Genomic DNA, 19232 nt, shown 5'->3' on the forward strand with positions numbered 1-19232 from the left:
TTCTAAAAACGACACAGTATCCAATGAACGTTCAACGTCTTTTCCCTCTCTCCCTCAGCTTGATTACCGCCGCTGTTTTATCGGCGTGCGCCACCCAAAACACACCGACTGCTTCGAATACCGAAACCGTCGTTCAGCCTAAATCTACTTCTATACCTTCACGCCACGCCGACAGCGAGTCCAAAATCCTGTCCGATTACAGCCAATACCAAAGCGCCATCGATACCGCCAAACGCGGCGACGATGCATGGGTACAACAATTTTTATCCCAAGCCAGCGACAGCGCAATGGCTGAAAACGTCCGCAACGAATGGCTGAAAACCTTGGGCGCGCGCGGCCAATGGGATTTGTTCCGTCAAGAATTCAGTAAATTGAATGCCGCCGGAGTCGCACAAGAAGTGCAATGTTATGCCGATTTGAGCAGCGGCAATTACAGCAAAGCCGCCGAGCTGGTTCGCGTGACCGGCAAACTGCCTGCCGGCTGTACCCGCTTGGTTGAAAGCGCGGCAGCTTCAGGCCGTCTGAACACCAACGACGCATGGCGTCGCGTGCGCGGCTTATTGAGCAACAGTCAAACCACAGATGCACGCAACCTCGCCGCCGCATTGGGCAGCCCCTTTGAAGGTGGCGCGCAAGGTGCGACCGAATACAGCCTGTTGAACGTGATCGGCAAAGATGCACGCAAATCCGCTTCTGCCGCCGCTACCCTGTCCGACATGGAATCCGGCCTCAGCCGCGAACAACGCAGCTTCGCATGGGGCGTATTGGGCCACTACCATGCACAAAGCCAAAACATGCCGACTGCTTTAAGCTACTACGGCCGCGTTTCCGACCACAAGCAACTGACCGACGAACAATTGGAATGGTACGCACGCGCCGCTTTGCGCCTGCAGCGTTGGGATGAATTGGCAAGCGTGATTCAGCATATGCCTGAAAAACTGCAAAAAGACCCGACATGGCAATATTGGCTGGGCCGCAGCTTTGCCGCACAAGGCAAAAGCAACCAAGCCAAAGAAATGTATGAAAAAGCTGCCGCTTCCGGCCGCAATTTCTACGCCGTAATGGCAGGTGAAGAATTGGGCCGCCGCATCAATACGCGCAACAACGTTTCCGATGCCGATGCCAAAGACGTCCGCCGCATGAGCGAAGACGGTGCCATCAAACGCGCATTGGTTCTGTTTAAAAACAGCCAAAGCAACGGCGACTCCAAAATGCGCCGTCAGGCACAGGCAGAATGGCGTTTTGCCACCCGCGACTTCAATGAAGACAACCTGCTGACTGCCGCACAAGTCGCTTTTGACAACCAGTTCTACGACATGGCAATCAACAGCGCAGACCGTACCGACCATAAGCTCAACTACAAACTGCGCTATCTCTCGCCATTTAAGGATATTACCGTCCGCTATGCCGCACAGGCAGGCGTTGACCCTGCATGGGTTTACGGCTTGATTCGCCAAGAGAGCCGCTTTGTCATGGGCGCGCAATCCAGCGTCGGCGCACAAGGCCTGATGCAGGTCATGCCTGCAACCGCCCGCGAAATCGCCGGCAAAATCGGCATGAGCAGCAGCGAACTCTACACCATGGACGGCAACATCCGCATGGGTACTTGGTACATGGCAGATGCCAAACGCCGCCTGCAAAATAACGAAGTAATGGCCACCGCAGGCTACAATGCCGGCCCCGGCCGCGCCCGCAACTGGCAGGCTTCTTCTCCTTTGGAAGGCGCCATCTACGCCGAGACCATCCCATTCACCGAAACCCGTGACTACGTGAAAAAAGTCATGACCAACGCGACTTATTACGCGTCATTGTTCAATGAGCCGCAAACTTCGTTGAAACAACGTATGGGTACGGTTCCCGGCCGCTATTAATACCCGATAGGCCGTCTAAAAAGTGAGACAGAATCCAACGTTCAGACGGCCTGCAATCTTGACAGACTATCGGGTTTATAAGATAATCGCCCGATTGTTTCTGACCGAAAAGGTCACTTGCACGGCAAAAGCCGACTTGTTAGGAGGTGATGTTTACATCACGGCGCGTATCCCGCCCTGCCCTAAGCAAACCAGCGATACAACAACTCCCCTATTATGACAAACCGTCCTCTATTTCTTACAACGGTTTGATTGAACAAAATTTAAAGGAAATAAAATGCCAGCTATTCGTGTTAAAGAGAATGAACCATTTGAAGTTGCCATGCGTCGTTTCAAACGTGCCGTAGAAAAAACCGGTCTGTTGACCGAGCTGCGCGCCCGTGAAGCGTACGAAAAACCAACTACCGAACGCAAACGCAAAAAAGCTGCTGCAGCCAAACGTCTGCAAAAACGTCTGCGCAGCCAACAACTGCCTCCTAAAATGTACTAATTACAGGCCTGCCCTGTGATAAACAACACACCGCAAGGGCTGCTTTGCGGTGTGTTTTGTTTTTCAGACGGCATTTTTTATATAAAGTGAGAACATTATGAGCCTAAAAACACAATTAACCGAAGACATGAAAACCGCCATGCGTGCCAAAGACCAAGTGTCTTTAAGCACCATCCGCCTGATTAATGCCGCCATCAAACAATTTGAAGTAGATGAGCGCACTGAAGCCGATGACGCAAAAGTCATCTCTATCCTGACCAAAATGGTGAAACAGCGCAAAGACAGCGCCAAAATCTATACCGAAGCCGGCCGTCAAGATTTGGCTGATAAAGAAAACGCGGAAATCGAAATCCTCAACCGCTACCTGCCGCAAATGATGTCCGCAGAAGAAATCAAGACTGTCGTTGAAGCAGTCATTACAGAAACCGGTGCATCAGGCATGGCCGATATGGGCAAAGTTATGGGTGTACTGAAAACCCGTCTGGCCGGAAAAGCCGACATGGGTGAAGTCAACAAGGTTTTGAAAGCCGCATTGACTGCTTAATCATCAATAATCAAAAAGGCCGTCTGAAATATTACTTTCAGACGGCCTTTCTTATTGTGCTAATCAAGCAGCAGTTACTTTACTTTCATGACGCAACAAAGTAATCAAATTGCTGATACGTTTTTTCATGGAACGACGATCGACAATTTGGTCGATTGCGCCCTTCTCCAACAAAAATTCTGCACGTTGGAAACCTTCCGGTAAGGTTTCGCGTACAGTCTGCTCGATAACGCGCGGACCAGCAAAACCAATCAGAGCATTCGGTTCTGCCAAAACCACATCGCCCAAGAAGGCAAAGCTGGCAGATACGCCGCCCATGGTCGGGTCGGTCAATACGGAAATAAACGGCAGACGTTTTTCAGTCAGCAAATGCAAAGCCGCGCTGGTCTTCGTCATCTGCATCAAAGAGTTAATCCCTTCCTGCATACGCGCACCACCGGAAGCCGCCACGCAAATAAACGAACAATTATCTGCAACGGCACGACGTACCCCCTGAACGAAACGCTCACCCACGACCGAACCCATAGAGCCGCCGATAAAACGGAATTCAAACGCAGCCACAACGACAGGCAGGCCGTTCATGGTGCCTTTCATAACAACCAAAGCATCGTCTTCGCCGGTTGCTTTACGCGCAGCCGCGAGGCGGTCAGGATATTTTTTGCTGTCTTTAAACTTCAGCGGGTCGGTCGGTTTAATATTGGCTGCAATCTCTTCACGGCCTTCTTCATCCAAAAGCAGATTCAAACGTTCGCGCGCAGAAAGCGGATTGTGGTGATTACATTTCGGGCAGACTTCGCTGTTTTGCTTCAACTCGGTTGAATAAACCGTTGCCGAACAAGACGGACATTTGTGCCACAGGCCTTCAGGGACGCTGGACGAACTGCTTCGGTTTTTAATTTTCGGAGGAAGAATTTTATCTAGCCAGCTCATGAATGACTCCTTGGAATTCAGAATTCAGACGACCTGTTGAATGTAAGGCCGTCTGAAATAATGGAATAAAAAATATTAGCGAATCGCGTCTTTCAACTCTTTAACCAACACGCCTACCGCTTCGGCCTCGCTACCTGCGTGACTTTCAATCTCTTTGACGATACGACTGCCGACAATAACGGCATCCGCTACCGCACCAATCTTACGCGCACTCTCCGCATTATTGATGCCGAAGCCGACTCCAATCGGAATATCAATGTATTTGCGCAAAAGCTCTATTTTACGCGAAACTTCTTCAGTGTCCAAACTTGCCGCACCAGTCACGCCTTTGAGCGATACATAATACACAAAACCGCCGGCTACTTTGGCAATCGTTTGAATACGCTCCTCAGTTGTCGTTGGCGCAATAAGGAAAATACAATCAATACCTTGCGCTTTCAACGACTCATGCAAAGGCGCAATGGTTTCTACCGGAGAATCCACGGTCAACACGCCATCTACACCTGCTTCGGCAGCCGCTTGCGCAAACGCCTGATAGCCCATTTTATGTACTGGGTTCAAATAGCCCATTAACACAACCGGCGTTTTATCATTGGTTTGGCGGAACAAGCGTACTGTTTCCAATACATCGCGCAAAGAAACATGATTTGCCAACGCCCTTTCAGCCGCACGTTGAATAGTCGGGCCATCCGCCATAGGGTCAGAAAACGGCACACCTAGTTCCAAAATATCAGCACCATTAGCCACCAGGCTATGCATCAATGCCAAGGTTGTCTCAAGGCTGGGATCACCCACCGTAATATAAGGAATCAGTGCTTTTGCGCCATTGAGCGCTGAGAAAGTTTGTTGGATTCTGCTCATTTTCTGCTATCCATTTCATCGATTTGAATGTTGTCCGGCAGCCTGTTTATTCTACCGTTACATTTATTTTAAAACCTCAGTCTGCCATGAAAAGGCGGCATCTATCCGCATTATCTAATGACTGTTTCTTCCCAATCGGCAAACAAGAGGCTAAGTATAACATTTACGGCTATTTCATAGAATCATTTGCAATCAAGATTCTGATATTTTGAAAGCAATATAAAACAATAAAGGCCGTCTGAAAATCATTCAAACAGCCTTTATTAGAATCAATTATGCAAATCTTTGTATGCCTTCGCACTTTTGATCACAATTTCCCTATCGATTACAGCTCGACATGGTGGTTTTGTTGTTCAGAACCCAGATGACGCTCCAAATCAGACAAAACCTGCATCAGACCATGACGCACTTCTTCGGCATTGGCGGCAGGATTGCCGTTTGCATCCAAAGCGCCACGGCTGAACGTATCGATATATGGTTCAAACGTATCTTTCAGTTTCAACAACTTAACTACATCTGAACGCGTATATCGATCGCCACCGTATCCAATTACAACATTATTTTCATGTTGCCATTGAGCAAACTGAGCCGGGCTGATTTGCACCAATTGGCACATCTCATCCAACGTAAAATAACGCTTGGCAGGAATAACCGGATTATTGTTGTTTGTCATAGTAATGCTCCACCATGCCTTTGAGTTTTTGGCTGGCATGGAAAGTCACCACACGGCGTGCGGTAATCGGCACTTCTTCGCCTGTTTTAGGGTTACGGCCAGGGCGTTGAGGTTTGTCGCGCAATTGGAAATTACCGAAACCGGAAATTTTAATTTCTTCACCACGCGCCAAAGTGCTGCGGATTTCTTCAAAAAAGAGCTCGACGATTTCTTTGGCATCATTCTTGGTGACGTTGCTGACTTTGTCGACCAAAATATCAGCCAATTCTGCTTTAGTTAGTGTCATGTGTTTACCTTCATTCAAACTGGTGCAATTATTACCAAAATTCTTTTAAAAATCAAGTCCTCACCAAAAATCAAATATTATTGGTGATTTTTGGCGACAACTTTTATCTTATTTTAAGCGCGAAGTTGTGCGTCTATTTCTACTGCCGCTTTAATCATTTTCGCAACCAAAGGCTCGATGACTTCATCTGTCAGCGTGTTTTCCATATCTTGCAAAATGATTTTGACGGCAACGCTCTTCATGCCTTCAGGCACGCCCGTACCGCGGTAAACGTCAAACACGCTGATTTCTTGAACCAACTTGTTCGCCGCCGCTTTCAGGGCATTTAACAAATCATCATGCGTCACAGCTTCAGGCATTACAAATGCCAAATCTCGGCGTGCAGGTTGGAATTTGGATACGGACTGATAACGGGTTTTCTCACGACCCAACACCGCTGTCATGTCGACTTCAAATACCAGCGGCGCTTGCGGCAAGTCGTATTTTTGCAGCCATTTCGGATGCAATTCTCCAAGAAAACCAACAATCGCATTATTCACAACGATGAATGCGCTTCTCCCTGGATGCAATGCAGGATGCGCATATTCCATGCTTTCTAAATATGGGATACCTTTTCCCGCTTCCTCCTGACCAACAAGATTGCCAACCATCCCACCAGCAATCCCTCCTGCTAATGTCCCACCAACGGTATTTCGTACTGCCTCACCAAGAGTTTTTTTCCCATCAAATACATCTATAAGACTGGATAGTCCTGTTGCCATACCACCTATAACAGCTCCTGCTTTTGCACCACTTACTGTATTCGCTTCAATATCAGTATTTTTCTCTACAATATTTTTCTCACGATATGTCGGCTTAGGGGAAAGATATTTCACATCTTTGTTTTTCAACAGATTTTCCACATCTGCCTTGATGTCGTAAAAATCCGCGTTGCGCGTTTTCTCGCCCCATTGTTCGGGCATCGCCGCGCCGTACCACAAGCCGCCGATGCGTTCGTTTTGCACAAACTGGCCGTCTGAACCTTTGCTGAACACGCGGGCAATTTCAAACACGCGCACGCGGTTTTGCTTGCGGTTCAGATTGTTTTGCAAAACTTCCACCAAGCCACCAATGAGCGTGGAACGCATCACGGCATACTGCGCCGCCAGCGGGTTTTGCAGGCGGATGGGGTTGGCGTTGGCGGCAAAATCGAGTTCCCACTGCTCGTCAACGAAGGCATAGCTGACCACTTCGCGGTAGCCACGCGCCGCCATTTCGTTATAAACCGCAAAACGCGGACGGCGGGTTTCGGGCAGCGCCAGCATTTTCAGACGACCTGACGTGTAATCGTCAGGGATATTTTCATAGCCGTAAACGCGGCCGATTTCTTCAATCAAATCGGCTTCGATTTCGATGTCGAAACGGAAGCTAGGAGAAGTAACACGGAAGCCTTCTGCGGTTTTCTCAGGCTGCAAACCCAAGTGTTGCAAGATAATTTCGACTTGCTCGGCAAGAATTTCAACGCCCAATACCGTTTTCAGACGACCTAAACGCAATTCAACCTGTTTTGCCTCAGGCAATTTTCCTTGTGCTTCAACCATTTCACCGGCTGCACCACCGCAAATCTGCACCACCAATTCGGTAGCACGCTCAATAGCATCAGCTTGCAAGCAGTAATCCACGCCACGCTCAAAACGGAAAGAAGAATCCGAGCCAAAACCATATTGACGGGATTTACCGGCAATAATCTCCGGAGCAAACCAAGCTGCTTCCAACACAATATTTTGCGTCTTATCAGAAACCGCGCTTGCCTCGCCGCCCATCAAGCCGGCCAAGCTCAACGCACCTTTTTCATCAGCGACCACCAGTGTATTGTCAGCCAAAGTAACCGTCTTCTCGTTCAGACACGCCAAAGTCTCGCCATTTTGAGCACGGCGGACAATCAAACTGCCTGACAGCTTGTCAGCATCGAAAACGTGCATAGGCTGACCGATTTCCAGCATCACATAGTTGCCGATGTCCACCAATGCGGAAATGCTGCGGATACCGCTGCGCTCCAAACGTTGTTTCATCCAATCAGGGGTAGCCGCTTTCGCATTGACATTTTCAATCACGCGACTGATAAAACGGCCACAGTCAGCCGGTGCATCAATACGGACAGCCTGTTTTTTCTCACTGCCGATAGAGGCCGTCTGAATTTCAACAGGCGTAAACGCACATTGAGTCAACGCAGAAACCTCACGCGCAATGCCCTTAACACTCAAGCAATCAGCACGGTTAGGCGTAATTTTCAATGTAAACAGCGTATCGTCCAAATCCAAGTATTCACGGATATTGGTACCGATAGGCGCATCTTCAGGCAGAATGTGCAGACCGTCTACACCATCATCAGGCAAACCCAGTTCATTGGTCGAACACAGCATACCGTTTGATGGCACACCACGCATTTTAGTCGGCTTAATTTTAAAGTTACCCGGCAAAACGGCACCCGGCAACGAACACGGCACTTTAATACCCGGCTTGACATTCGGCGCACCACAAACAATCTGAACCAACTCGCCCGTACCGGCATCAACTTGGGTAACGTTCAAACGGTCTGCATCAGGGTGTTTTTCAACGGATTTTACTTCGGCAACAACCACACCACTGAAAGCAGGGGCGGCAGTATCGATTTCTTCCACTTCCAAACCGGCCATGGTCAAAAGATGTTCCAGTTTATCGGCAGAAAGATCAGGATTGGCTTGGGTTTTCAGCCATGAGTAGGAGAATTGCATGGTTTAACTCTCTTTTTATGAAACCGTATGAAAATATTTAATATTTCAAACAGCATATACTGCAAATTTTTAAAAAGTAAATATCTACTAATTCATTTAATTAAAAAGAAATTTCGTATATTTCTTGAATTGTATCTTGATTATAAATTCGTTGGTCTGTTTCAATAACTCTAATACTCTCACTTTCCGAAATATGAATAAGTTTCAACTCTTCTATTAAAGTATCATATTCCCCTGTATGAGCTAGCACAAACGAATCAATTCCCATATAACTGTTAGAGTCCCTTCTTCGAGCAACGACTTCAGACTCAGACAAAGTTAAAACATAACATTTTGCCTGTCTATGAACATACTTGGTTGCCATAGCCTCTAAATCTGCTTGTTTCCAACGTTCTCTTAAAGTTGTTTTGGCACTAATTGTTATTGGTGTCTTTCTGTTATACAAAACAATGTCTAAATTAACATTAGGAACAAAGGCTAATTTGGCTTGAGTATAGATGGGACTAATATTTTCTCTTAACAATGACAAAATAATTAACTGCTCGAACACCCCTCCATTTATAGATTGATTATTTTCATATTCTTCTTTATATTTTTCCCAATAATTTCTAATAAACTCACTTGCCAACCAATTTGGCTGAATAGGATAATTATGAATTAACTCCTTAACAATCCTTTGTATTTTGCCACTGCTCATAGTATTAATCCTTAAGCCCAAGTTTTATTAAAATCCGCTCAGCTGTAGCCTGAATCGCTGGCACAGCAACCGAATTACCAAATTGTTTGTATGCGGAAGCATCTGCAACCGGGATTTTAAATTCTTCAGGAAACCCTTGCAGCCTTGCCCATTCGCGCGGAGTCATTTTTCTGATTCCTTCACGGTTTACCTCGCCTTTGATATTGGTGGTCGGAGTAAAATCGGTAATACGCTTGTCGATTACCAAATTCCGCTCCCTTCCCATACCGCCGACGACAATCGCATTGGCAATCCCGTCATCGGGAATAATTTCATATCCGAACCCATTACCCTTTTCCTCATGCCTTTGTTTGTGTTTTCTTAAAGTATCGATGTATTGGGTGGACAAATAATATTTTGTTGGCACGGTATCTTTTTCCCGTATATCCTTAAAGGCTACCTGAATTCCTGTCGGTTCGGGATATTCGAAATCTTTAATATTGGTATCTCCCCGAAAGCCGACAATAAAAATCCTTTCGCGGTTTTGCGGCACGCCGAAATCCTTTGCGTTGACAATTTTCGGCTCGGGTACAAAATACCCCAAATCTTCCCTCAGAGTATTCAATATCGTCTGCAACGTCCTGCCTCGGTCGTGATTGGTCAGTCCTTTTACGTTTTCCAAAAAGAATGCCTTGGGACGATGCCTGCGGATAATTTCCGCCACATCGAAAAACAATGTGCCGCGCGTATCTTCAAACCCCCCGCGCCGACCGGCAATCGAAAAAGCTTGACAGGGGAAACCCGCACACAGCACATCAAATTGCTTCGGAATGTATTGTTTGGTTTCTTCCAGAGTAATATCACCGAACGGTACTTCCCCGAAATTGGCTTCATACGTCTGTTTGGCTTTCTCGTCCCACTCACTCGAGAACACACATTTTCCGCCCAAGTTCTGCATCGCTATGCGGAAGCCGCCAATACCTGCAAACAAATCGATAAAGGTAAATTTGGGCTTCAAGGCCGTCTGAAAAGTACCACTGTTTTCAAAAAGGCAGTATTGCGCTGCTTTTTCTTCCAAATATTCGCCTTGATTACTACCCTTAATTTCGTTTTTGTAAATCAATTCTTCTTGCCCGGATGATTTCTTTGACTTTTTCTGCACAGCTGGTTGTATCTTTAACGACATCGTTACTCCAAAAACGTAAAACCGTCCAGCCCTCGGCTTTCAGACGGCCTGTTACTTCTATATCCCTTTGGATATTGCGCTCAATTTTGGCAATCCAAAACTCACGATTTCCCTTTATTTCCGCTTTTTTCTGTTCCCAATCCTTACCGTGCCAGAATTCTCCATCGACAAATACGGCAACTTTATATTTTTTAAACGAAAAATCAGGTTTCCCAAAAATGCTTCCGCTATTTTTCCGATACCTGAGCCCTAAAGCCCACATCGCCTTTGCCAATGCAAGCTCAGGTTTCGTCCCTTTACTTTTGTTGGCACGCATACATTTTTTGCGCTGCTCTGGGGTTAATTTATCCATTGGGATTATTTGAAATTTATTTAAACTGCTTCAAAAAGTTCAAATCATTATCGAAGAACAGGCGCAAGTCATTCACGTTGTAACGCAGCATAGCGAAGCGGTCGAGACCAATACCAAAGGCGAAACCGGTATATTTTTCAGGATCGATATTGACGTTTTTCAACACGTTAGGATGTACCATACCGCAACCGCCTACTTCCAACCATTTGCCGTTTTCACCCATGATGTCGATTTCGGCAGAAGGCTCGGTAAACGGGAAGAAAGACGGACGGAAACGTACTTGCAAGTCATCGCGTTCAAAGAAGCGACGGATAAAGTCAGTGAACACTGCTTTCAAGTCGGCAAAAGTTACGCCCTCTTCTACCCACAAACCTTCGGCCTGATGGAACATAGGCGAGTGAGTGGCGTCACTGTCCACGCGGTAAACGCGACCGGGAGCAATAATGCGGATAGGCGGCTCTTTTTTGTCGAGCATATAGCGGATTTGAATAGGCGAAGTGTGTGTGCGCAAAACGTCGCCGTTTTCAACGTAGAAGGTATCTTGCATTGCACGCGCAGGGTGATTTGCAGGAATATTCAAGGCTTGGAAATTATGGAAATCGTCTTCGATTTCAGGGCCGTCCGCCACTTCAAAACCCATACCGTGAAACAGCTCGACCACACGTTGCAAAGTCAAAGTAACTGGATGCAAACCGCCATATTCTTGCGCACGGCCCGGCAAAGTAATATCCAAGGCTTCTGCAGCCAATTGGGCTTGCAGCTTGGCTTCATTCAGGGCATCGCGTTTGGCATTAAAGGCCGTCTGAAACTGATTTTTGCATTCGTTGATGTGCGCGCCTATGGTTTTACGTTCTTCAGGAGACATTTGACCCAAAGTTTTCAAAAGTCCGGTCAATTCGCCGGTTTTACCAAGATAGCGTGCTTTAATTTGTTCTAAGGCATTGAAGTCTTGCGCGGCTTCAATAGCGGCAATACCTTCCGCAACGATACGGTTTACATTTTCCATGGTGGTTTATCGTCTGTTTGTTGATGGCAGGTCGTCTGAAACAACAAAGCCGTCTGTTGGATTTGATTGCAAACCCGTTCAGACGGCCTTTTGTCTTATTGCGGCCAATCCGTTTGATAAGAGAGGCCTATTTTATCGCAAATTAGTATAAAAAAATAGAGTTTAAAGAAAGAAAATCAACTACATAGGATTTCTTTAAAAAAAGGAAAAAGGAAGCATAAGCTTCCTTTTTAAATAATCTTATCGAATTAAGCAGCCAAAGCAGCTTTAGCTTTTTCAACCAATTGTGCAAATGCAGCTTTGTCGAATACAGCCAAATCAGCCAATACTTTGCGGTCGATTTCGATAGCAGCGCGTTTCAGGCCGTTCATGAATTTGCTGTAAGACAGACCATTTTCACGGGCACCTGCGTTGATACGAACGATCCACAGTTGACGGAATTGACGTTTGCGTTGGCGACGGTCACGGTATGCGTATTGACCGGCTTTCATTACCGCTTGTTTGGCAACACGGTAAACGTTTTTACGACGACCGCGGTAGCCTTTGGCTAACGCGAAGACTTTTTGGTGACGAGCACGAGCGGTAACACCGCGTTTTACGCGTGGCATATTCTAAACTCCTTAAGCGTAGGGCAACATTTTAGCAACAGAAGCCAAATCGCGTGAATCAACCATAGCGGTGCCGCGCAATTGACGTTTAGTTTTAGTGGTTTTTTTGGTCAGGATGTGACTTTTGAACGCATGACCGCGTTTTACACCACCGTTACCCAGTACTTTAAAGCGTTTTTTCGCGCTAGACTTGGTTTTCATTTTAGGCATTGGAAAACTCCATTCGTTATTAGATAAGGTATAAGGGGTTTTGAAATAAATTTCAAACACTTGGAACCCAAAATACCACGGTTTTTGCCGCTAATTAAACCTTATTTCGAGCGGCAATCGAAATAAGCCTTGCATTATAGCTTTATTTTTTCTTAGGCGCAATCATCATCACCATTTGGCGGCCTTCCATTTTAGGGAAGGACTCGATTTGTGCCACTTCAGCCAACTCTTCTTTTACGCGTTCAAGCAGTTGGGCGCCCAATTGTTGGTGTGCCATCTCACGACCGCGGAAACGCAATGTCACTTTAACTTTGTCACCATCGGCAAGGAAGCGGTTGATGTTGCGCATCTTGATTTGATAGTCGCCTTCATCAGTACCCGGACGGAATTTAATTTCCTTGATTTGTACCTGCTTTTGGTTTTTCTTGGCTTCGTCGCGCTTCTTGGCTTGTTGGTATTTGTATTTACCGTAATCCATCAGTTTGCATACGGGCGGTTTGGCAGTCGGGGAAATTTCTACCAAATCGACATCTTGCTCTTCGGCCATAGCCAGAGCTTCACGAACTGAAACGACACCAAGCTGATCGCCTGACTCACTGATTAATCGCACTTCTTTGGCGGTAATTTCACCATTGATTCGTGCTTCGCGTTCTTGAGCGATGATGAATACTCCTATAAAAATTAATGATTGACGAGGGCGTCAGTGATTTCTTGCTGCAATTGCGCAATAAAATCATCTACATTCAAAGAACCCAAGTCTTCTGCTTTGCGGCGTACCGCAACTTTGTTTTCTTGTTTCTCTTTATCGCCGACAACGATTTGATAAGGGAAACGGTATTGACTGTTGTCACGGATTTTGTAACCAATTTTTTCGTTACGCAAATCCAATTCGACACGGAAGCCCGCCGCCTGCAACTTGGCAGCCACTTCGCGACAATAATCTGCTTGGTTCTCGGTGATATTCATAATCACCATTTGAACCGGCGCAAGCCACAATGGGAATGAGCCTGCATGGTTTTCAATCAGAATACCGATGAAGCGCTCCAACGAACCCAAAATAGCACGGTGCAACATTACGGGACGCGCACGGTCGTTGTTTTCTGTTACATACTCGGCATTCAAACGCTCCGGCAATACAAAGTCCAACTGCAGAGTACCGCACTGCCAAGAGCGACCCAAAGCATCTTTAACATGGTACTCAATCTTAGGACCATAGAATGCGCCTTCGCCCGGCAACTCTTCCCACTCTACGCCGCAAGCGGTCAATGCGTCACGCAGACCTTGTTCGGCCTTATCCCAAACTTCGTCAGAACCTGCACGTTGCTCAGGGCGGAGAGACAGCTTCACAGCAACATCATGGAAGCCGAATTGTTTGTAAATACGAACCAGCAATTCATTGAATGCACGTGCTTCATCAACGATTTGATCTTCGGTACAGAAGATATGCGCATCATCCTGCACAAAACCGCGAACACGCATCAGACCATGCAATGCGCCGCTTGGTTCATTACGGTGGCAAGAACCGAACTCAGCCAAACGCATTGGCAAATCGCGATATGAGCGCAAGCCGTTATTAAAAATTTGCACATGACCCGGACAATTCATCGGTTTAACCGCGTATTCGCGTTTTTCTGAACTGGTCACGAACATATTGTCTTTATAGTTTTCCCAGTGGCCGGATTTTTCCCAGAAGGTTTTATCCATAATCTGAGGTGTTTTCACCTCTTTATAACCGGCAGCATTCAGCTCTTTGCGCATATGCTGCTCAATCACTTGCCACAAAGCCCAGCCTTTAGGATGCCAGAACACCATGCCCGGCGCTTCATCTTGTAGGTGGAACAAATCCAATTGTTTACCCAGCTTACGGTGGTCGCGTTTTTCCGCTTCCTCGATGCGTTGGATATAGGCTTTCAATTCGTCCTTACTTGCCCAAGCCGTACCGTAAACACGTTGCAACATTTCATTGTTGCTGTCGCCGCGCCAGTATGCGCCTGCCAGCTTGGTCAGCTTGAAGTTTTTCAAGAAACGGGTATTGGGAACGTGAGGACCGCGGCACATATCGACGTATTCTTGATGATGATACATACCCATCGCTTCCACTTCAGGCATGTCTTCAATCAGACGCAATTTGTACTCTTCGCCGCGATCTTGGAAAATTTTGACGGTTTCTGCACGAGGCGTCATCACTTTAATGACGTCATAGTCTTGTGCAATCAACTCTTTCATGCGCGCTTCGATGGCGGCTACATCATCAGGCGTAAATGGTTTTTCAGTTGCGATATCGTAATAGAACCCGTCTTCAATCACCGGGCCGATAACCATTTTGGCATCTGGGTAGAGCTGCTTGACCGCATGACCGACCAAGTGCGCGCAGGAGTGGCGGATAATTTCCACACCTTCTTTGTCTTTAGGCGTAATGATTTGAACGTGGGCATCTTCGGTAATCGGATCGCAAGCGTCCACCAATTTACCGTTAACCTTGCCCGCTACCGTTGCCTTTGCCAAACCTGCACCGATAGACGCTGCAATTTGCGCCACGGTAACGGGTGATTCATATTGGCGGACCGAACCGTCCGGCAAGGTAATGTTCAACATCAGAAAGCTCCAAAACATTAAAAAATAACGGCATAAAGCCGTTATGGAAATTTGGTAGGCACAATTGGACTCGAACCAACGACCCCCACCATGTCAAGGTGGTGCTCTAACCAACTGAGCTATGTGCCTTCATCTAAGTCGCTTATTGTAACGAAGCGTGTTCTCTTTTGCAAGCATCTGTAAATACTTTTCAGACGGCCTGAATATTTTTGTTTGATTTATACCTCATTTTTTATTTCCTTCATCATTCAGGCCGTCTGAAGCATTGTTTTGACAAAGATAAAATCCAGCCGTCAACCAACGAAAAATCCTTTATAATCTGCCCTTTCATTTCGCACACACGCGAACGTCCAATCTATTATTGCTATGCTCAAATTTACCTTACACAAAAAAGACGGTCATGCCCGACGCGGCACTTTGGAACTGAACCACGGTAAAATCGAAACGCCGGTATTTATGCCGGTCGGCACTTACGGTTCGGTCAAAGCGATGAACCCGCAAAACCTGCATGACATCAAAGCGCAAATCATCTTAGGCAACACTTACCATCTGTGGCTGCGCCCAAGTTTGGAAGTCATCGAACAATTCGGTGGCCTGCACGAATTTATCGGCTGGGATAAGCCGATTTTGACCGACTCGGGCGGTTTCCAAGTATTTTCGTTGTCCGACATGCGTAAGCTGACCGAAGAAGGCTGTACATTCCAAAGCCCGATCAACGGCGACAAACTGTTCCTCTCCCCCGAAGTGTCGATGAAAATCCAAACTGTGTTGAATTCCGATATCGTAATGCAGTTGGACGAATGCACCCCGGGCGAGGCAACGCACAGCCAAGCGCAAAAATCGCTGCAAATGAGCCTGCGCTGGGCGGAACGAAGCAAAAAGGCTTTTGAAGACCTGAAAAACCCGAATGCGCTGTTTGGCATCGTACAAGGCGCGATGTATGAAGATTTGCGCGAAGAATCGCTGAAAGGCTTGGAAGAGCTCGACTTCCCCGGCTTGGCCATCGGCGGCTTGTCCGTTGGCGAACCCAAGCCCGAAATGTACCGCATGTTGCGCGCTGTCGGCCCTATCCTGCCGGAACAAAAACCTCATTATTTGATGGGTGTCGGCACGCCTGAAGACTTGGTGTACGGCGTGGCTCACGGCGTGGATATGTTCGACTGCGTCATGCCTACCCGCAATGCGCGTAACGGCTGGCTGTTTACCCGTTTTGGCGATTTGAAAATCAAAAACGCCAAACACAAACTCGACAAGCGTCCGATTGATGAAAGCTGCACCTGCTACGCCTGTCAGAATTTCAGCCGCTCCTACCTGCACCATCTGCACCGAGTCGGCGAAATCTTGGGCGCACAGCTCAACACCATCCACAATCTGCACTTCTACCAAGTCATCATGGCAGAAATGCGCGAAGCCATCGAACAAGGCAAATTTACCGATTGGCAGGCGCAATTCCATGAAAACCGTGCCCGCGGTGTGGATTAATCCTTTTAAAGGCCGTCTGAAATCAGGTTTGGATTCAAACTGCTTTTCAGACGGCCTCAATATTCTCAATTAATAAAGCACAATTATGTCCCGTTTCCATACCGAACCGCCCTTAGCCTACACTGCACAAAACCGTACCGCCGTCCTGCTGCTCAACCTCGGTACGCCTGACGCGCCCACTGCTGCCGCAGTAAAGCCTTACTTGAAAGAATTTTTGTCCGATCAACGTGTTGTCGAACTGCCAAAGCTCTTATGGCAACCGATATTGCGCGGCTTGGTATTGACTTTTCGCCCCAAAAAAAGCGCGCATGCCTATGAAAAAGTTTGGTTTAAAGAAGGTTCGCCGCTTGAGGTTTATACACACCGCCAAGCAGAAGCCCTGGCCAAACATTTGCCCGATGTCATCGTCCGTCATGCCATGACTTACGGCAATCCAAGCGTTGCCGATGTTTTGGCGGAACTCAAAGCCCAAGGCGTGGGCAAATTGCTGGTCATTCCTCTCTATCCGCAATATGCCGGCTCTTCTACCGGCGCGGCTTTGGACAAAGTGTTTCAAGAGTTATTACTGCAACGCAACCAAATGAGCGTCCGCACTGTCTCCCGCTATTACGACGATGCCGCCTATATTCAAGCCATGAAGCAGCATATTGAAGCCTATTGGGCTCAAAACGGACGCAGCGAAAAACTGATGTTGAGTTTCCACGGCATTCCGCAAAAACATCACGATGACGGCGACCCCTATCCTGACGAGTGCCACCATACCGCCAAGCTGTTGGCACAGGCATTGGGCTTGTCCGAACAAGAATACATCGTTTCTTTCCAAAGCCAGTTTGGCAAATCCCAATGGATCAAGCCCAGCACGCAAGCCCTGTTTGATCAGCTGCCGAAACAAGGCACAACCAAACTCGACGTATTCTGCCCCGGTTTTCTGGCCGACTGCCTCGAAACCATGGAAGAAATCGCCATTATGGGACGCGAACAATTCCACGCCGCAGGCGGCAAAGAATACCGTTACATCCCCTGTCTCAACGATTCCGCCGACTGGATTACCGCACTTGCACAATTAAGTCGAGTCAATCTGCAAGGCTGGATTTGACCTAAACCAAAGGCCGTCTGAAAAATCTACTTTCAGACGGCCTTTAGCGTTATCATCAAGCTATTAAAACGCAAACCAAGCGTGTGGCCATCAAAAACACCGCTCAAAAAGGAATACATCATGACTGCACTCCGCCCTATCCTGCTCCTTCTAACTGCGCTCAGCATTCCAACCGCTTTTGCCGCTGATGCCGCGCTGATGAGCAAAGGACAAAAAATTTACGAAACCAACTGCGCTGCCTGCCATGGTAAAAAAGGTGAAGGCCGGGGTGCCATGTTCCCGCCTTTATTCCAGTCCGACTATATCAATAAAAAACCGCAAGTGCTGTTGCAAAGCATGACCAAAGGCATCAACGGCCCAATTAAAGTAAACGGCAAATCCTACAACGGCTTTATGCCTGCTACCGCCATCAACGATGCCGATGTCGCCGCCGTTGCCACTTACATCATGAACGCCTTTAATAATGGCGGCGGTACGATTACTGAAGCAGATGTCAAAAAATCTCACGGGAAAAAATAAAACGTCTCTCCCCTAAAGGCCGTCTGAACATTTCAGACGGCCTTTTCGATATGGAACACATTTTTGTTTCCATATTTATGGTTATGCAACATCAACAAACATACGCAAAAAACCGTCAATCCCAAAAAAGCATATGCGTTTTGTGTTAAAGTAAACATTATTTATCGGCTGTTTTGCGCCTAGGCCGTCTGAAAGGTTTTCCGTTATGAACTTTTTCCGCAAGACTGTTTTATTTTTAGTCGTCCTCTCCATATTTGCCGCCTGCGGCTCCTTTATTTCCCAATACGTTTTGGGCATGAACCCGTGCGTATTGTGCATCCTGCAACGCTTGTGCGTATTGGCTGTCGGGCTGTTGGCCATTGTTACGGCATTCAGTTCTCAATCTTCCAAATTTGCCCGCTCGCTCTCGGCATTGTTGATTGCCGCTCCGGCCGTTTACGGAGCAGGTGTCGCCGCCTATCAAATTTGGCTGCAAAGCCTGCCGCCCGGCACCGCCCCTTCTTGCGGCGCACCTTGGACTTTCCGCCTGCGCGACTGGCCTTTGTTCGATTGGTTTGAACCCATCGTCCGCGGTTTTGGCAACTGCGCCGAGCCGGACTATCTATTCGGCGTTGCCCTGCCGGTGTGGAGTATTTTGTATTTCGGCTTTGTCGTATTGCTGCTGCTTTGGGCTTGGTTGAAAACCAGAAAAATCTGATTGGTTTCGATATAAAAAGGCCGTCTGAAATTTCAGACGGCCTGAGACCTTTGCAAAAAAGCCTTTCCTCTAACAGCCGAAACCTAAATAAAGATTTTCGGCTGTTTTTGTTTCAAATATCCAATAATTCTATTCAAATACTCCCTTAATCCCCCTTAAATACCTGATTAATCAGGCATCCGGACCGAGACCTTTGCAAAATTCCTTTTTCCCCAACAGCCTAAACCCAAACACAGGTTTTCGGCTGTTTTTATTTCAAATATCCACTGATTCTACTCAAATACCCCCTTAATCCCCCTTGGATACCTGATTAATCAGGCACTCAGCCACCTTTTAGGCGGCAACAGGCGCACTTAGCCTGTTGGCGGCTTTCAAAAGGTTCAAACACATCGCCTTC

The 19232-nt window shown here is 47.2% G+C and carries 19 protein-coding genes, 1 tRNA gene and 2 pseudogenes; 7 read left to right on the plus strand and 15 right to left on the minus strand.

Annotated features, from left to right (window positions below; translation table 11 throughout):
- The first annotated feature begins 23 nt into the window (after positions 1-23).
- The 3 genes from HMPREF3052_RS09570 (at position 24) to HMPREF3052_RS09580 (ending at position 2905) form a co-directional block, all read left to right on the plus strand.
- A complete protein-coding gene (locus HMPREF3052_RS09570) occupies positions 24-1871 on the plus strand; it encodes a lytic transglycosylase domain-containing protein (protein ID WP_070749643.1) in 1848 nt (615 codons plus the stop codon).
- A 277-nt stretch (positions 1872-2148) separates the two neighbouring features.
- On the plus strand, positions 2149-2361 hold the full coding sequence (gene rpsU, locus HMPREF3052_RS09575) for a 30S ribosomal protein S21 (RefSeq protein ID WP_003680926.1): 213 nt from the start codon (positions 2149-2151) through the stop codon (positions 2359-2361).
- Between the two features lie 97 nt (positions 2362-2458).
- Complete coding sequence (locus tag HMPREF3052_RS09580; protein WP_070749644.1) at positions 2459-2905, plus strand: GatB/YqeY domain-containing protein; 447 nt, start codon at positions 2459-2461, stop codon at positions 2903-2905.
- Positions 2906-2968: 63 nt separating this feature from the next.
- Here the strand turns inward: HMPREF3052_RS09580 and accD are convergent, their stop codons facing one another.
- The 15 genes and pseudogenes from accD to HMPREF3052_RS09650 all read right to left on the minus strand — a co-directional run bounded on the left by accD (position 2969) and on the right by HMPREF3052_RS09650 (position 15170).
- Positions 2969-3835, minus strand: coding sequence for an acetyl-CoA carboxylase, carboxyltransferase subunit beta (accD, locus tag HMPREF3052_RS09585; RefSeq protein ID WP_070749645.1), 867 nt, complete (start codon positions 3833-3835; stop codon positions 2969-2971).
- 75 nt (positions 3836-3910) lie between these two features.
- The gene (gene trpA, locus HMPREF3052_RS09590) at positions 3911-4696 is read right to left on the minus strand and encodes a tryptophan synthase subunit alpha (RefSeq protein ID WP_070749646.1); all 786 of its coding nucleotides are present in this window, start codon (positions 4694-4696) and stop codon (positions 3911-3913) included.
- A gap of 325 nt (positions 4697-5021) precedes the next feature.
- Positions 5022-5369 carry a hypothetical protein gene (locus HMPREF3052_RS09595; RefSeq protein WP_049344100.1) on the minus strand — a complete coding sequence of 116 codons (348 nt, stop codon included), beginning with the start codon at positions 5367-5369 and terminating at the stop codon, positions 5022-5024.
- Positions 5353-5655, minus strand: coding sequence for an integration host factor subunit alpha (locus HMPREF3052_RS09600; protein WP_003680933.1), 303 nt, complete (start codon positions 5653-5655; stop codon positions 5353-5355). Before HMPREF3052_RS09600 ends, HMPREF3052_RS09595 begins: the two co-directional genes overlap by 17 nt.
- 113 nt (positions 5656-5768) lie before the next feature.
- Positions 5769-6269 (minus strand): annotated as a pseudogene (locus HMPREF3052_RS12155) (phenylalanine--tRNA ligase subunit beta); the annotation flags it as partial.
- A 249-nt stretch (positions 6270-6518) separates the two neighbouring features.
- A pseudogene (gene pheT, locus HMPREF3052_RS09605) lies at positions 6519-8408 on the minus strand (phenylalanine--tRNA ligase subunit beta); the annotation flags it as partial.
- 100 nt (positions 8409-8508) lie between these two features.
- A complete protein-coding gene (locus HMPREF3052_RS09610; RefSeq protein WP_070749647.1) occupies positions 8509-9105 on the minus strand; it encodes a PDDEXK family nuclease in 597 nt (198 codons plus the stop codon).
- Positions 9106-9109: 4 nt separating this feature from the next.
- The gene (locus HMPREF3052_RS09615; protein WP_070749648.1) at positions 9110-10207 is read right to left on the minus strand and encodes a DNA cytosine methyltransferase; all 1098 of its coding nucleotides are present in this window, start codon (positions 10205-10207) and stop codon (positions 9110-9112) included.
- A complete protein-coding gene (locus HMPREF3052_RS09620; protein ID WP_070749649.1) occupies positions 10185-10622 on the minus strand; it encodes a very short patch repair endonuclease in 438 nt (145 codons plus the stop codon). Before HMPREF3052_RS09620 ends, HMPREF3052_RS09615 begins: the two co-directional genes overlap by 23 nt.
- Before the next feature lie 16 nt (positions 10623-10638).
- Entirely contained in the window at positions 10639-11628 is a 990-nt protein-coding gene (gene pheS, locus HMPREF3052_RS09625; RefSeq protein WP_049322746.1) for a phenylalanine--tRNA ligase subunit alpha, read from the minus strand.
- Positions 11629-11876: 248 nt separating this feature from the next.
- On the minus strand, positions 11877-12236 hold the full coding sequence (gene rplT, locus HMPREF3052_RS09630) for a 50S ribosomal protein L20 (RefSeq protein WP_003675502.1): 360 nt from the start codon (positions 12234-12236) through the stop codon (positions 11877-11879).
- A gap of 12 nt (positions 12237-12248) precedes the next feature.
- Complete coding sequence (gene rpmI, locus HMPREF3052_RS09635) at positions 12249-12446, minus strand: 50S ribosomal protein L35 (RefSeq protein ID WP_003675505.1); 198 nt, start codon at positions 12444-12446, stop codon at positions 12249-12251.
- Positions 12447-12588: 142 nt separating this feature from the next.
- On the minus strand, positions 12589-13110 hold the full coding sequence (gene infC, locus HMPREF3052_RS09640) for a translation initiation factor IF-3 (RefSeq protein WP_079453677.1): 522 nt from the start codon (positions 13108-13110) through the stop codon (positions 12589-12591).
- A 17-nt stretch (positions 13111-13127) separates the two neighbouring features.
- Entirely contained in the window at positions 13128-15041 is a 1914-nt protein-coding gene (thrS, locus tag HMPREF3052_RS09645; RefSeq protein ID WP_070749653.1) for a threonine--tRNA ligase, read from the minus strand.
- Positions 15042-15093: 52 nt separating this feature from the next.
- Positions 15094-15170 (minus strand) — tRNA-Val (locus tag HMPREF3052_RS09650).
- A 237-nt stretch (positions 15171-15407) separates the two neighbouring features.
- On the opposite strand from HMPREF3052_RS09650, the gene tgt reads away from it, so the two are divergent.
- The 4 genes from tgt (at position 15408) to HMPREF3052_RS09670 (ending at position 18835) form a co-directional block, all read left to right on the plus strand.
- Positions 15408-16523 (plus strand): tRNA guanosine(34) transglycosylase Tgt, encoded by a 1116-nt coding sequence (tgt, locus tag HMPREF3052_RS09655; RefSeq protein ID WP_070749650.1) that lies wholly within the window; start codon positions 15408-15410, stop codon positions 16521-16523.
- Between the two features lie 85 nt (positions 16524-16608).
- Positions 16609-17619 carry a ferrochelatase gene (gene hemH, locus HMPREF3052_RS09660; RefSeq protein ID WP_070749651.1) on the plus strand — a complete coding sequence of 337 codons (1011 nt, stop codon included), beginning with the start codon at positions 16609-16611 and terminating at the stop codon, positions 17617-17619.
- Between the two features lie 120 nt (positions 17620-17739).
- A complete protein-coding gene (locus tag HMPREF3052_RS09665) occupies positions 17740-18138 on the plus strand; it encodes a c-type cytochrome (protein WP_070749652.1) in 399 nt (132 codons plus the stop codon).
- Positions 18139-18343: 205 nt separating this feature from the next.
- The gene (locus HMPREF3052_RS09670; RefSeq protein WP_003683060.1) at positions 18344-18835 is read left to right on the plus strand and encodes a disulfide bond formation protein B; all 492 of its coding nucleotides are present in this window, start codon (positions 18344-18346) and stop codon (positions 18833-18835) included.
- The last annotated feature ends 397 nt before the right edge of the window (positions 18836-19232 follow it).

Source organism: Neisseria sp. HMSC056A03 (assembly GCF_001815685.1).
GTDB lineage: Bacteria > Pseudomonadota > Gammaproteobacteria > Burkholderiales > Neisseriaceae > Neisseria > Neisseria subflava.

What these genes read in the sequence shown, in the direction of transcription:
- HMPREF3052_RS09570 (WP_070749643.1), top strand. Translation starts at nt 24, where the DNA reads ATGAACGTTCAACGTCTTTTCCCTCTCTCCCTCAGCTTGATTACCGCC.
- rpsU (WP_003680926.1), top strand. Translation starts at nt 2,149, where the DNA reads ATGCCAGCTATTCGTGTTAAAGAGAATGAACCATTTGAAGTTGCCATG.
- HMPREF3052_RS09580 (WP_070749644.1), top strand. Translation starts at nt 2,459, where the DNA reads ATGAGCCTAAAAACACAATTAACCGAAGACATGAAAACCGCCATGCGT.
- accD (WP_070749645.1), bottom strand. Translation starts at nt 3,835, where the DNA reads ATGAGCTGGCTAGATAAAATTCTTCCTCCGAAAATTAAAAACCGAAGC.
- trpA (WP_070749646.1), bottom strand. Translation starts at nt 4,696, where the DNA reads ATGAGCAGAATCCAACAAACTTTCTCAGCGCTCAATGGCGCAAAAGCA.
- HMPREF3052_RS09595 (WP_049344100.1), bottom strand. Translation starts at nt 5,369, where the DNA reads ATGACAAACAACAATAATCCGGTTATTCCTGCCAAGCGTTATTTTACG.
- HMPREF3052_RS09600 (WP_003680933.1), bottom strand. Translation starts at nt 5,655, where the DNA reads ATGACACTAACTAAAGCAGAATTGGCTGATATTTTGGTCGACAAAGTC.
- HMPREF3052_RS09610 (WP_070749647.1), bottom strand. Translation starts at nt 9,105, where the DNA reads ATGAGCAGTGGCAAAATACAAAGGATTGTTAAGGAGTTAATTCATAAT.
- HMPREF3052_RS09620 (WP_070749649.1), bottom strand. Translation starts at nt 10,622, where the DNA reads ATGGATAAATTAACCCCAGAGCAGCGCAAAAAATGTATGCGTGCCAAC.
- pheS (WP_049322746.1), bottom strand. Translation starts at nt 11,628, where the DNA reads ATGGAAAATGTAAACCGTATCGTTGCGGAAGGTATTGCCGCTATTGAA.
- rplT (WP_003675502.1), bottom strand. Translation starts at nt 12,236, where the DNA reads ATGCCACGCGTAAAACGCGGTGTTACCGCTCGTGCTCGTCACCAAAAA.
- rpmI (WP_003675505.1), bottom strand. Translation starts at nt 12,446, where the DNA reads ATGCCTAAAATGAAAACCAAGTCTAGCGCGAAAAAACGCTTTAAAGTA.
- thrS (WP_070749653.1), bottom strand. Translation starts at nt 15,041, where the DNA reads ATGTTGAACATTACCTTGCCGGACGGTTCGGTCCGCCAATATGAATCA.
- tgt (WP_070749650.1), top strand. Translation starts at nt 15,408, where the DNA reads ATGCTCAAATTTACCTTACACAAAAAAGACGGTCATGCCCGACGCGGC.
- hemH (WP_070749651.1), top strand. Translation starts at nt 16,609, where the DNA reads ATGTCCCGTTTCCATACCGAACCGCCCTTAGCCTACACTGCACAAAAC.
- HMPREF3052_RS09665 (WP_070749652.1), top strand. Translation starts at nt 17,740, where the DNA reads ATGACTGCACTCCGCCCTATCCTGCTCCTTCTAACTGCGCTCAGCATT.
- HMPREF3052_RS09670 (WP_003683060.1), top strand. Translation starts at nt 18,344, where the DNA reads ATGAACTTTTTCCGCAAGACTGTTTTATTTTTAGTCGTCCTCTCCATA.